This window comes from Paractinoplanes toevensis (genome assembly GCF_018332695.1).
In the GTDB taxonomy this organism is placed as follows: Bacteria; Actinomycetota; Actinomycetes; order Mycobacteriales; family Micromonosporaceae; genus Actinoplanes; species Actinoplanes toevensis.
This window is the reverse complement of record NZ_BOQN01000021.1, coordinates 69,984-83,123: the sequence shown is the minus strand read 5'-3', so window position 1 is coordinate 83,123 and position 13,140 is coordinate 69,984. Positions and strand designations below refer to the sequence as shown.

Annotated in this window: 8 protein-coding genes; 4 read left to right on the top strand and 4 right to left on the bottom strand. The window is 70.8% G+C overall.

What is annotated here, in order from left to right; genetic code table 11:
* The first annotated feature begins 75 nt into the window (after nt 1–75).
* Nucleotides 76–4,302 carry a beta strand repeat-containing protein gene (locus Ato02nite_RS08580; RefSeq protein ID WP_213005877.1) on the top strand — a complete coding sequence of 1,409 codons (4,227 nt, stop codon included), beginning with the start codon at nt 76–78 and terminating at the stop codon, nt 4,300–4,302.
* Here Ato02nite_RS08580 and Ato02nite_RS08575 read toward each other — a convergent pair.
* On the bottom strand, nt 4,277–5,194 hold the full coding sequence (locus tag Ato02nite_RS08575) for a PhzF family phenazine biosynthesis protein (protein ID WP_213005876.1): 918 nt from the start codon (nt 5,192–5,194) through the stop codon (nt 4,277–4,279). The genes Ato02nite_RS08580 and Ato02nite_RS08575 overlap by 26 nt on opposite strands.
* A gap of 82 nt (nt 5,195–5,276) precedes the next feature.
* Nucleotides 5,277–5,726, bottom strand: a complete 450-nt coding sequence (locus Ato02nite_RS08570; protein WP_213005875.1) for an Hsp20/alpha crystallin family protein — start codon at nt 5,724–5,726, stop codon at nt 5,277–5,279.
* A 591-nt stretch (nt 5,727–6,317) separates the two neighbouring features.
* Between Ato02nite_RS08570 and Ato02nite_RS08565 the strand changes: the two genes are divergently transcribed.
* Genes Ato02nite_RS08565 through Ato02nite_RS08555 form a run of 3 tightly spaced genes read left to right on the top strand, consistent with a single transcriptional unit; the run spans nt 6,318 to nt 10,717 of the window.
* Complete coding sequence (locus Ato02nite_RS08565; protein WP_213005874.1) at nt 6,318–6,749, top strand: effector-associated constant component EACC1; 432 nt, start codon at nt 6,318–6,320, stop codon at nt 6,747–6,749.
* 24 nt (nt 6,750–6,773) lie between these two features.
* A complete protein-coding gene (locus Ato02nite_RS08560) occupies nt 6,774–9,428 on the top strand; it encodes a caspase, EACC1-associated type (RefSeq protein WP_213005873.1) in 2,655 nt (884 codons plus the stop codon).
* Nucleotides 9,425–10,717, top strand: a complete 1,293-nt coding sequence (locus Ato02nite_RS08555; protein WP_213005872.1) for an extracellular solute-binding protein — start codon at nt 9,425–9,427, stop codon at nt 10,715–10,717. The genes Ato02nite_RS08560 and Ato02nite_RS08555 overlap by 4 nt, the downstream gene beginning before the upstream one ends.
* On the opposite strand, the gene Ato02nite_RS08550 is transcribed toward Ato02nite_RS08555, so the two are convergent.
* Together Ato02nite_RS08550 and Ato02nite_RS08545 are read right to left on the bottom strand one after the other, a co-directional pair.
* A complete protein-coding gene (locus Ato02nite_RS08550) occupies nt 10,714–11,751 on the bottom strand; it encodes an FAD-dependent oxidoreductase (RefSeq protein ID WP_213005871.1) in 1,038 nt (345 codons plus the stop codon). The two genes, Ato02nite_RS08555 and Ato02nite_RS08550, sit on opposite strands and share 4 nt — an antisense overlap.
* 63 nt (nt 11,752–11,814) lie before the next feature.
* Nucleotides 11,815–13,026: a pectate lyase gene (locus Ato02nite_RS08545; RefSeq protein ID WP_213005870.1), complete on the bottom strand. Its 1,212-nt coding sequence runs from the start codon at nt 13,024–13,026 to the stop codon at nt 11,815–11,817.
* Nucleotides 13,027–13,140: the final 114 nt, after the last annotated feature.

The window sequence follows — 13,140 nt, the reverse complement described above, 5'->3', positions numbered from 1 at the left end:
TTGCCGAACTTCCGATATGTACTTATCCATTCCTTTAGCGTCGTTATGGGATTTACGGACGCTACGGGGGAAGCTGTGCGGGTCGGGATGTTGCGGGCGGGTGCCGGAGTGCTCGCCCTGCTGGTGATGGCGATCGCGGGGCTGCCCGGAGTCGCCGCCGCGGCGCACCGGGCAACGACCCTGGTCGGGTCGCCGGCCGCCACGGTCTACGTGGGCGACTACGCCACCCCCGCCTTCACGACGCTCGAGGTCGGCGGCACCGTGTCGGACTCGGGGCAGACGAACGGCGGCGCCGTGTCGAAGGTGGTCCCGTCGCCGACCGAGAACGTCGCCTACGCGCTGCGCACGCTCGGGGTCGACGTCATCAACCGAGCCGACAACCAGTTGCTCACCACCATCCCGGTGGCCGGCGGAAACCTGAGGGACGGCGTCGTCAGCCCGGACGGCCGGTACCTGTACGTCGCGGACGCCCGAAGTTCGACCACCACCCAGGTCTCACGGATCATGACATCGCCGCCGTACAGCATCGTGTCGACCCAGACCGGGGTGACGGCGGGCGGCCGGCACTCCGTCGTGGTGGCGCTCAATAACGCCGGCACCGTGCTGTACGTCGGCGACGACTCGATCAACAACATCATCACCATCGATTCCGCGTCGATGGCGGTCATCACGGCGCCGGTGCCGGTCAGCGGCCCGGTCCAGACCATTACCGCGTCGCCGGACGGCACCGCGCTTCTGGTGACGACCTCGACGGACGCGATCGACGTCGTCCCGCTCACGGTCAACGGCATACCCAGCGCCCCCACCCCCAGCAGCAGCGTCGGATGCGCCGTCCGATCGGCCGTCTACGCACCGGACGGAACGAAGGTCTACGCGGCGTGCATGGAGGGTTACGTGGTGCGGCTCGACGCGGCGTCCCTCACCGCCGAGGCCAGCCTCGACCTCCTGGGCGGCACGGGAAGCTACGCCGCCATTTCCCCGGACGCAGGCTGGCTCTACGTGTCGTCGCCGCCGGACGGCTCGATCCTCCCGGTGGATCTGAGCACGGCCGGCCCCGGCACGGTGGGCACGCTCGGGGCGCCCATCGCCGCCGGCATGCTGCCGGCCCGGATCACCATCGCGGGATTCCCGGACCCGCCCTCGATCGGGATGGGCAGCGAGGGCAACGCAACGGCCTCGCTCTATTTCACGCCACCGGCCAACACCGGCAATCTGCCGATCCTCGACTACTGGGCGGTCGACACCACGAACGGCGTGAACTTCGACTGCCACAGCACGACGTCACCGTGCCAGGTCACCGGGCTGACCAACGGCACGACGTACAACCTGGCGCTGCGCGCGGTCAACAGCAGCGGCCAGTCGGTGGACTCGAACGCGGTCCCGGTGACCCCGAGGACGGTGCCGGACGCGCCGACGATCGGCCCGGCGACGGCGACCTCGGGCCAGGCGAGCATCGACTTCACGCCGAACGGCGACGGCGGCGACACCATCACCTCCTACTCGGCCACCGACACGCTGGGCCACGGCACTTTCCCCTGTGCCGGCACGTCCTCGCCGTGCGTGGTGACCGGCCTGATGGACGGCACGGCCTACGCCTTCACGCTGCACGCGACCAACTCGGTCGGCGACTCGCTGGAATCGGGCACGGCGAACTCGGTGACGCCCTCGCTGCCGACCGAGCCGGACGCGCCGACGATCGGGACGGCCGATGCGGGCGACACCGAGGCGACCGTCCGGTTCACCCCGCCGATCAACGACGGCGGACAGCCGATCTTCCGGTACCGGGCGGTCGACACCGGCAACGGGGTGGACTTCACCTGCCCGAACTTGACCTCGCCCTGCGTGGTGACCGGACTGGCCAACGGCACGGAATACCACCTGACGATCCTCGCCCGAAACTCCGTCGGCTACTCCCTCCCGTCGGGCGCGGTGACGGTCACCCCGGCCCGGACGCCGGACGCACCGGTGATCGGAACCGCGAGCGGCGGCCTGGGGCGGGTGAGCGTCGCGTTCACGCCGCCCGGCGACGACGGCGGCGCGCCGATCACCGGCTACACCGCGACGGACACCGCCAACAGCGTCGTCTTCGCCTGTCCGCAGACCACCTCGCCGTGCGACGTGACCGGGCTGGCGAACGGAACGACGTACACCTTCACCCTGCACGCGACGAACGCGGCGGGTGACTCGGTCGAGTCGTCGGCGGCCAATCCGGCCACCCCGGCGACGGTGCCGACCGCGCCGACGATCACCGGCGCGCACCGCGGCAATACCACGGTGACCCTGGACTTCACCGACGGCGCCACCGGCGGCGCGCCGATCACCGCGCACACGGCCACCGACCTGGTCCACGGCTCGTTCCCCTGCGTGGTGAACGGCGGCCAGTGTGCGGTCCAGGGCCTGACCAACGGGACGGCGTACACGTTCACCCTGCACGCGACGAACTCGGCCGGCAGTTCGCTCGAGTCGAACGCTGCCGCCCCGACGACCCCGGCGACCGTGCCGGCCGCACCCACCATCTCGACGGCCGTGCCGGCGAACGCTCAGGTCACGCTGACGTTCACGGACGGGAGCACCGGCGGCGACCCGATCACGGCGCACATCGCGGCCTGGACGACGGCCGGCGGAGGCAGCGGCACGCAGGCGTGCCCGGGCAGCCCGTGCGTGGTCACCGCGCTTTCCAACGGAACCGCCTACACGTTCAAGGTGCGGGCGACCAACGGCGTCGGTGACTCGCCCTATTCGGCGACCGCGCTGCCGGTGACCCCGGTGACGCTCGCCGGAGCACCGGCGATCACCAGCCTGCGGGCCGCCGGGGACGACGCCGCGATCACCTTCACCGCGCCGGGCGACAGCGGCGGCTCGCCGATCAGCGGTTACCAGTACAGCGTCGACGGTGGGGCGTGGACCGCCCTGACGACCACCGGCAGCGGCCCGTACACGGCGTCGATCACCGGGCTGAGGGCGGGTGTCGGGCACGGAATCCGGGTGCGGGCGGTCAACGGCAACGGCGGTGGTGCCCCGTCGGCGTCGGCGTCGGTGTTCCTGCCGACGGTTCCGGGTGCCCCGACGGCGGCGACGGCCGTGGCCGGTGACGGCCGGGCGACCGTGTCGTTCACCGCTCCGGCCGACGACGGCGGCTCGGCGATCACCGGTTACGCCGTGGTCGCGACTCCGGGCCCGGCCACCGTGACGTGCACGAGCAGCCCCTGCACGGTGACCGGGTTGCGGAACGGGACGCCGTACACGTTCACGGTGCGGGCGATCAGCGCGCTCGGAAGCTCGGCCGCGTCGGCGGCGACCGCCGCGGTCAGGCCGGCCGGCGTGCCGGGCGCGCCGACCGGCCTGGCCGGAACACCGGCGGCGACGAGCATCGCGCTGTCGTTCAGCGTGCGGGACACCGGCGGCTCGCCGATCCTCCGGACCGAGGTGAGTACGGACGGTGGCACCACCTGGACGACGCTCGGTGGCGTGTCGATCAGCGGGCTCACCCCCGGCACGGCATACCCGATCACCGTACGTGCGGTGAACGTGGCCGGAGCCGGTCCGGCGGCCGCCGTCGTCATCGTGACCACCCTGCCGGCGGCGATCGATCCGCCGACGGCTGTGGCCGGCGTGTCCTCGGTGACGGTGGCGTGGAGCCGTTCGGCGAGCCAGAACGTCACCGGCTACACCGTGTACGCGCGGCCCGGCCCGGCCACCTGCTCGACCGGCGCACGCGACGTGACGACCTGCGTGATCGGCGGGACCGCCGGGATCAGCTACACGTTCACGGTGGTCGCGCACACCGCCGCCGGTTCCTCGGCCGCCTCCGCGCCGTCGGCCGAGGCCACGCCGCTGGCCCCACCGGTGCCGCCCGAGCCGCCGGCGAACACGACGCCGACGTTGACCACACCGGACGGGCAACCGAAGCAGCTCGCGCCGGGTCAGCCGGTGGTCATCATCGGCACCGGCTTCGCCGCCCACTCCACCGCCCGGCTCACCCTGTACAGCACGCCGATCGTGCTCAGGACGATGGTCACCGACGGAGCCGGCAACCTCACCATCAAGGACGTCGAGCTGCCGCCGGGCCTGGCGCCGGGCAAGCACACCCTGGTCGCCTCGGGCGTCGACCCGGACGGCAACGTCCGCCGGCTCAGCATGACCTTCGTGGTGAAGGCCGTGCCGGCGGAGGACGACAAGCCGGGCGACGATCTGCCGGCCACCGGCGCGGCTGCCTCACCCCTCGCCATGTTCGGCTTCGTCCTCATCGTGGGAGGGGCGCTGCTGGTCCGGCGTTCTACTCGGCTCCGGTGCCGGCACTGAACTCCGCGGGAGCCGCCAGGCGGAGCTCGCCGTGCGCGGTGATCACCCCCGAGCCGGACAGCCGCACCAGATCGTCGGTCACGTCGACCCGGATGCGGCTCGGGCGCCCGAGCCGATGACCCTGCTCGATCAGGACGGGGACGCCGGCCGGCACCCGGCCCGAGCGGACGAGGGCGACGGCGAGCGGGCCGGCCGCCGTACCGGTCGCCGGATCCTCGGCGATCCCCACGGTGGGATTGAAGAAGCGGGTGTACGCCGCCGCCCCGTCGTCGCCGGCGGTCGTGTAGAGATAGCAGCCCTCGCCGCCGGCCTCGGCCAGGATCGTGGCGAGGTCGCGGCTCTGCGCCGTGGCCGCGTCGACCGCCTCGCGGGTGGCGAGCGGGACGAGCAGATGCGCGACGCCGGTGGACACGACCTGGGCGACGGCGTCGGGGGAGAGGTGTCGCGGTTCGAGTCCGAGCGCGGCGGTCAACCGATTGTCGTCGGTGACCTGCTTGCCGAAGCTCGGAGCGCCCTGGTCCATGACGACGCGGACCGGCTGTCCCGGGGCGCGCAGGATCTCGACGGCCAGGACCTCCGCGCCGATCCGCTGGCGCATCGTCACCGTCGGGCGGTCGCCGGTGAGGCCCTGGTCGGCCAGCCACAGCCAGGCGCCCAGTGCGTTGTGCCCGGCCCCGTCGACCTCGACACCGGCCGGAGTGAACGAACGCAGCCGCCAGTCGACCCCCTCCTCCTGGGGCCGCAGCAGGAAGGTGGTCTCGGACTGGTTGAACTCGCGGGCGATCGCCTGCATCTGCGGCACCGTCAGATCGTCGGCATCGGGCACGAGCGCCAGCGGGTTGCCGGTCAGTGGGCGGTCCGCGAACACGTCCACGAAGAAGAAGCGGGTCATGGCTCCCAGTGTTGGGTGCCGGCCGCCCGGACGGGAACACCTGGCCCCGATCCGGACCGGCCGGCACTGGCCGCGGCTGGGATCAGGTGGCCGAGATCGCGGCGGTCTCCTCGACCGCGGGCCGGTCGCCGGTGCTGATCTCGATGCGGCGGGGCTTGGCTGCCTCGGCGACCGGGATGGTGAGGGTCAGCACGCCGTCCTGCCAGGTCGCGGTGATCCGGGCGGTGTCGAGGCCGTCGGCGAGCGTCAGCCGCCGTTCGAAGGTGCCGGTCGGCCGTTCGCGGCGGACCCACTGCACGTCGTCGTCGGTGCGCGGGGAGCGCTCGGCCCGGATGGTCAGGACGCGGTTGTCGACGTCGATCTGCACCGAGCCGGGGTCGACGCCGGCCAGGTCGCAGTGCAGCACGAAGTGGTCACCGGAACGGTAGAGGTCCATCGGCATCGCCAGGGTGGTGCCGCCGGGGACGGCGGTGCCGAGCAGCTGACCGGCCAGACGGTCGAACTCACGGAAAGGATCGAAAGTCAGCACCACTGGAATCCACCTCCTTGAGAGGTCCGCCGGCCTGTCCGGCGAACGCGTGGCGCTCGGCTGAAGATCAGACTCGCCGAGGTCGCGGCGCGCTCCCGTGGTGGTACATCACCGCGTGGAGCAGCAGCGACAAGACATTTTTTACCACCGCCGCGAGGCGACCACAAGGGGAAATCTCTGAAGCCGGTAGTAATTTTTCTAGGACTGCAGACGAGAAAAACTACTCCACCATACGTAGATATCCGGTCATGGCAGGTCTTCGACGATCGGTGCGGCCACCGCGGTCGGCCCGGTGATCGGCGGCTCGCGTAAACCGCACCCCCTCGGCGGCATTGCGGATCTTGCGGACTCGGCGCTCTGTCCGCACGGTGAGTCCACAAGATCGGGCTGCGGGCCCGCCCGCAGCGGGCGCGCGGAGGGTGAGGTGCACCGGCCGGGACCGCGTGCCACGGGACTTAGCCGGCCCGTACGGAAAAGGTTTGATCGAAAGCGCACCGAAGCTGGGGCTGAGGGTCCGTCCTTTATGGATAAGACAGAGGGGTTCCTAGCACACAGAGTGTCCGGGACGTGACTCACTTCTGTTAAGGTGCCGTGGTGGCTGACGGATCGACGTACTTGATCTTCGGCACTGATCTTTCGGGGGACGCGCTTCGATCGTTGCGACGATGGATGCTCGACGTCAGAAACCTCAGTGGACCGGTCGATTTTCGACAGGCCGATCCGAAACCCGGTGAGATGGGGTCGCTGACCGACGCGCTGGTCGTGGCGGCCGGATCGGGCGGTGCGATCACCGCGCTGGCCGGTGCCCTGATCTCGTGGTTGCGGCACCGGACGACCGATCTGACGATCAAGATCACGATGCCCGACGGCCGCACCCTCGAGGTCGACGGTAATCGGGTGCGCGGCGTCGATTCCGAGCAGCTCAACGCCATGATCGAGAAACTCGCGGCACAACTCGGTGACACGCCGGCCGGTATCGAGGCGCGGAAAGCCGGCAAGCCCGGGGAGATCGAGCCGCGGGACTGAAGGACGGCAGGAGGACAGCGGGGGGTGTTGAACGATACGGGGGTCACCGGCCCGGAGGCGGCCAACGGACGCCGCCGGCGTCGGCACCTGTCGCGCGCGGAGGTTCTGCTCTGCGGCACGGGCACGCACAAGCGCGGCTCTCGGCTGAAGAACATCCCGTCCGTCAAGGCGACCCTGACGGACCTGGCCGAGGTGCTGGCCGAGCGGTGCGGCGCGCGGAAGCCCACCGTGGAGATCGACCCCAAGAACCTGTCCGAGCTGGGTGCCGCGATCAGCAATGCCGCGCGCCGGGCCGACGAGGTGCTGATCGTCTACTACGTCGGGCACGGCATGGTCGATCCGGAGGGGACGCTGCACCTCGCGGCCGCGCAGAGCGATCCCCGGCCGGACGCGATCGAGCACACCGCGCTGTCGTACGCGACGGTCCGGCGGTACGTGCGGAACAGTCCGGCCGCCCTGAAGATCGTGATCCTCGACTGCTGCTACTCCGGCATCGCCGTGGGCAACCTCGGGTCCGCGGACGACATCGGGCAGCGCGCGGCCATCGACGGGGCGTACGTCCTGACCTCGGCCGGGGACGAGGCGTCGATCGCTCCGCCCGGTGCGCGGCACACCGCCTTCAGCGGAGAGCTGATCAAGCTGCTCGAAAACGGGGATCCGGACGGCGGACCGGAGATCACCCTGGATTCGATGTACGCGTACCTGGTCCGGGTCCTGTCGGCGGCCGGCTATCCGCGTCCGCGACGGCGGGTGATCGGCGTGGCCGATCAGTTCGTGCTGGCCGACAATCCGGCGCGCCCGGCCGAGGGCACACCGCCGCAGGGGCCGGCTCTGCGGCCGCCGCGTCGCCGGATCCGGGTGCCCATCGTGCTGACCACGGTGCTGGCCGGGGCCGCGACCGCACCGATGGTGGCGCACGGCCGGGACAGCTGGCTGCCGATCGGGGTGCGCGCCGAGGTCCTCCGGACGTGGTGGGGCCTGCTCCTGCTGGCCGGCACGGCGGCCCTGGTGGCGCTGGTCATCGCGGGTCCGGCCGCGCATTGGATCACCCGGGTGGTGGTCCGGTCCCGGTGGCGCCGGCTGCGACGGTTGCGGGTTCCGCTGCTCGGGGTGATGGCGTTCGCGTTGACGGCGCTGCTGGGTGGCCTGGCGCTCACCGCCGGCGCGGGCGCCCGGGTTCTGTTCGCGACCTGCCCGACCAGTCCGATCGTCAGTGTTCTGGTGCCGACCGGCAGCCTGGAACCGGCCCGCGAGCTGGCGCGGGCGTACGAGAGGGACACGGCGGCGGCCAACTTCGGCTGCCCGGAGTCGCGGCTGCTGGTTTATTCGGCCACCGCGCCGGAGATCAACGCCGCGATGGCCGCGGGGTGGAGCGACACGGAACACGTACGGATCGGACCGGCTCCGGATGTGTGGCTGGCCGACTGGTCGGGTGAGGTGCGTCAGGCGACGGCGGACGCGATGCGAGCGGGACGGAACCTGCCGATCGCCGAGACGCACACCATCGCCTCGACGCCGGTGGTGCTGGCCGCGCCGGCCGCGACGGGCCTGTCCGACGGCACCGAGTGGCCGGCGCTGATCGACGACCTGCGCAACGGTGGTTGGGGCGCGGCGATGCCGGATCCGTCCACATCGGTCGGCGCGCTCTCCCGGATCTCGCTCTACCAGCCACGGGCCAACGAGAAGGCCGATGTCGCGGCGAAGCGGGCCGAGCGTTTCTTCGACGAGTCGCTCGACCGCGGCAAGTTCACGCTGGGTTCGGACGTCACCGGCCTGCTCTGCGCCACCGGCGGCCTCCGTGATCGAACCGCCTACGTGGTGACCGAGCAGGACGTCGTCCGCTTCAACCGCGAGGTGACCTGCGCGCAGCCGGCCAGGTTGAACGCGGTCTACGCGGCGCACACCCCGGTGATGGATCGCCAGGCCGTCCAATTCGACTGGCCGCGGACGAGCGAGCGGCGGACCGCGGCCGCGGCCCGCTTCGCCGGCTGGCTGACCGGGCCGACCGGGAAGGACGCGCTCGTGGCCACCGGACTCCGGCCGTCCGGGACGTCCCTGAATCCGCAGGTGGGCATCCAGCCGGATGTCGATCCGAAGCCGGCGATCGTCTCGGTCGACCTGATGAACAACGTCCGGGCCAGTTATCAGCAGGCACACCGCTACGGCCGGATGCTGATCGCCATCGACGCCTCCGGCTCGATGGGAGCCGCCACGAACGGCGGATCGCTGTGGCAGGTCGCCGCCGGCGGCGTGAACACCGTGGCCAAGAGCGTGGGCAGCCGCAACGACCTGGACGTCTGGGCGTTCCAGCGCACCACCATCCACAAGCCCGGTGCGGGCCCGGCCCTGGGCCGGATCAAGCCGGGCGGACCGGCGCCGCTCTACGCCGCCGTCGCGGGCGCGGTAAAACAGGTCGGCCCCAGCACCGCCGACCGGGTGACCGCCGTGATCCTCTTGACCGACGGCGAGGACGACAATGCCAGCGCGCTCGATGCCGGACAGTTCCGGGCGGCTGTCGAGAACAAGGGGGTACGCGTGTTCGCGATCGCGATGGGTGCCACCGGTTGTGCCGCCCCGGTCCTCCGGACGATCACCACCGCCACGGCCGGGAAGTGTCTCGAGGCCGAGGCCGGCTCGGTGGTCGAACCGTTGGACACGATCTTCGAGGCGGTGCTGTGAAGGTCCGGCCGTGGATCCAGGACCGGCGCGGACGCGTCGGCCTGGCGGCCGGCGCTGCCGTCGGCCTCGTCATCGGGCTCGCCACCGCGGTGGTCGTACCGAAGCTGATGAAGGACGACGAGGGTCTCGAGCCCGGTGACCTGGTCATCATGAGCAGCATCGACGAGAGCAAGGACGGCCAGCGGCAACGGCTGCTGGACCAGTGGAACGACATCCACGGTGACACCAACCGGGCGAGCATCAAGCCGGTGAACCGTGACCCGGCGAAAGCGCACGGCGAGATGTTGGACGCACCGTCCGATGTCGACATTCTCAACCTGGACGTCACCTGGACCGCCGAATTCGCGGCATCCGACCGCATCCGCGTCCTGAACGACACGGACCTCACCGGCTTCCTCGAGGAACCGCTGCGCACCTGCAAATATCAGGGCTCCCTCTATGCGTTGCCGTTCAACACCGACGCCGGTCTGCTGTATTACCGCACCTTCGAGCGGGCCGGAAAGACCTGGCCCGAGCCGCCGACCAGCTGGGACGAGGTGGTGAGCGACAGCGACGAGGCGTTCGGCGCGCGGCTGGAACCCAAGATGGAGGCCGGTTACGCCGCCCAGCTCGACCCCGACTCGGAGATCCTGACGGTCACGGCGCTGGAGGCCATCTGGGCCGCCGGCGGCGACGTGGTCGACGACAGCGGCAACGTGGTCATCGACTCGGATGCCGCCGAGCGCGGCCTGCGCCGCCTCTCCGACGGCCTGGAGCCGGGCAGCCGCCCGGTGATCCTGCCCGACTCGCGCACCTTCGACGAGAAGAAGAGCACGAATGCGTTCGGCGACGGCCGGGTCCTGGCCATGCGGAACTGGCCGGTCGCCTACCGAGACCTTTCCACCAAGAGCTTTTCGTACGCCGTGACCACGGTCCCCGGCAAGACGAGCGTGCTCGGCGGCCAGAACCTGGCCGTCTCCCGTAAGAGCGGGCAGCCGCGCGCCGCCCAGGCCCTGATCGAGTTCCTCACCGGCGAGCGCAGCCAGCAGATCCTCTTCGAACACGGCGGGTTGGCCGCGACCCGGGAGATCGTCTATCGCGACGAGAACGTGACGACCAACTTCCCGTACGCGATCACCCTGCTGGAAGCGATCCGGCGGGCCCGGCCGCGGCCGGTGACACCGCACTACACGGAGTTCAGCACGGAGTTCCGCAAGGTGGTGACCGAGGCGTGGAACCACGACGGGGAGATCACACCGGAGCAGGCCACCCGGCTCTCCAACGCCCTGCAGGGCAAGGTCGGCGGCTAACCGGCGTCGGCCGGGGTGGAACCGTCGAGGGCGGCCCGGGCCAGCGTCTCGCCCAGCAGCGGGGCGAACTTCATCAGATTTTCCCCGTACGTGACCAGCATCCGGCCGCGGCGTGCGAATCGCAGGCCGTCACCGAGGTCCGGGTTGTGCGCGCAGTACACCCGGCCGATCGGACGCGGCTCGACGAACGGCAGGTGCTCGGCGACGTGGGCGGTCACCGCGGCCAGCGAGGCCTGCTCGGCGGCCTGCCGTCCACCCGCCCAGGTCACCAGCGCCGGATCGACATCGCCACCGACCGCCCAACTGCCCGGCCCGGCCTGGTGCTGGTAGGTCCCCAGCAGCCCGTCGGCCGGCTCGGTGATCCAGCACTGCAGCGGCGCCGGCGCGTCCGGGCGGATCGGGAAGCTGACCCGCAGATGGTGCTCGAGGGCGGACGGCGTCTCGATGCCGGCGCCGGCGGCCAGCGCGGAGGTGCCGGCGCCCGCGCAGATCACGGCGGCGTCGAAGGTGTCCGAGTCGGTGCCGGCCGTGACGCGTACTCCTGAATCGGTCTCGTCAAGGGCATCGGCGCGAGCCTGCCGAAGGCGGTTGCCGACCTCGCCGACGAGGAATGCGCGGATCCGGTCCACCCGGATGACGCCGCCGGCCGGGTCGACCAGCGCCGGTCCGGCGAAGTCGCGAGCCGGCAGCCGCAGCAGCGGCGATCCCGCCTCGACCATCTCGTGGGCCGCGCCGGCCGCGGCCATCGCGTTCGCCCACCTCCCGGCCTCGGCGCCGCTGACCACGGTGCCGACCTGGTCGACGAGTGCTGCGCCGGCTCGCTCGCTCCACTCGCCGAACAACGCCCGGGACTGGTCGGCCAGCACCACCATGTCGGGATGGATGTGCGCCAGACGGAAGATCCGGGTGTCCCCGGCTGAACGCTCACCCATCGGTTCGCCCGGCTCGTAACACCGGACGTCGGCTCCTCGCCGGAGCAGGGCGGCGGTGGCCGACAGCCCGACGACCCCTCCACCGATCACCGCAACCTTCATGACCGCCGACGCTATCAGCGCCGGTCAGGGGCGCCCACCCGGTGGTGAGCGCCCCCGCGGGACCTACTTGTACGTGATGTCGCTCTTGTTGACCTTGCAGTTGCTGGTGTTCCAGCCCTCGCCGAGGTAGCTCGGCTCGCTGCCCTTGGGGACGCCCTTGTACATGCCGCAGACCACCGCACCGGAGTTGACGGTGACGCGGGTGATGGTGGCGACGTCACCCCAGTTGGTGTTGATGCCGACGACGTAGTCGACGCCGGTCAGCAGCACGTTGTCGACCACGACGTTGCGCTGGTAGGAGTTGGTGCAGTTACCGCAGCCGCGGTAGAGCTTGCCGGCGCCGTTGAGGTAGAAGCCGGAGATGTTGACGGTGCCGTTGCCGTTGTGCTGGAACGTCTTGTCGCTGCCGTTCCGCGCGCCGCCGCCGATGACGTAACTGGTGCCACCGTTGGTCTGCAGGAAGGTCGCGGCGTCCTCGCCGATGTCGTTCCACCACACGTTCCGGATGGTGCAGGTGCCCAGGCAGTGCACGCCGTCACCGGCGGGGGAGCCGAGGATGACGTTCTGCAGGGTGCCGCCGTTGGCGATCTCGAACATCGGGTCCTGGGACTCGCTCTGCGAGCCGTCACCGATGCAGCAGTACGTCTTCATGCCGCCGTCGAAGGTGCCGGAGACGGAGACCGTGCCGGAGATCGACGCCGAACCGGCCGAGGACGGCCACGCGCCGGTCGGGGTGCCGGGGTTGCTGGTCGGACCGGTGGTGGGGCCGGTCGTCGGGCCGGTGGTCGGGCTCGTGGTGGGGGTCGAGCCGCCGCTGGCGTAGGTCTCGAATTCGGCGATCCGCGGCGCGCTGGACGCGCTGGTGATGTCGAACGTGAGTTTCTTCAGCGACGTGGCCGAGAAGTTGATGGTGCTCGGGCTGCCGCTGCCGCTGGCGAGGACGGCGCCGTTGTCGTTGTTGAGCAGCCGCCAGGCGCTGATCGTGCCGCCGCCGGAGGCCTGCCGGATGACGGCGGAGGACACCGTCAGGGCGCTGCTCCATTTGACGGAGACATAACCGGTCGCGCTGGCCGGCGACCAGTAGGTGCTGGTGCTGCCGTCCTTGACGTTGCCGTAGCTGGTGCCGCTGGCCTTGCTGGAGCCGTCGGCGCCGCCGCTGAGGCTCAGGTTGTCGGCGGCCGAAGCGTAGGACAGCGGCAGCATGATGGTGATGGCGGCAGCGGCGACTGCGGTTCCTCCCGCAGCGACCCACCGGAGAGCGATTGGCCTCTTCATCAGAGTCTCACCTCGTAGTCGAGAGCGCGTCAGGTGGCGGACGAGCCACAGGAAAGCGCTTTCCTCGGAGAATAGAGACGAGTCAATATCGATACAAGGGCATGTCTGATTTGC

Excerpts from the sequence above, each read along its gene's own strand:
- Ato02nite_RS08575 (WP_213005876.1), bottom strand. The coding sequence starts at position 5,194 with ATGACCCGCTTCTTCTTCGTGGACGTGTTCGCGGACCGCCCACTGACC.
- Ato02nite_RS08550 (WP_213005871.1), bottom strand. The coding sequence starts at position 11,751 with ATGAAGGTTGCGGTGATCGGTGGAGGGGTCGTCGGGCTGTCGGCCACC.
- Ato02nite_RS08545 (WP_213005870.1), bottom strand. The coding sequence starts at position 13,026 with ATGAAGAGGCCAATCGCTCTCCGGTGGGTCGCTGCGGGAGGAACCGCA.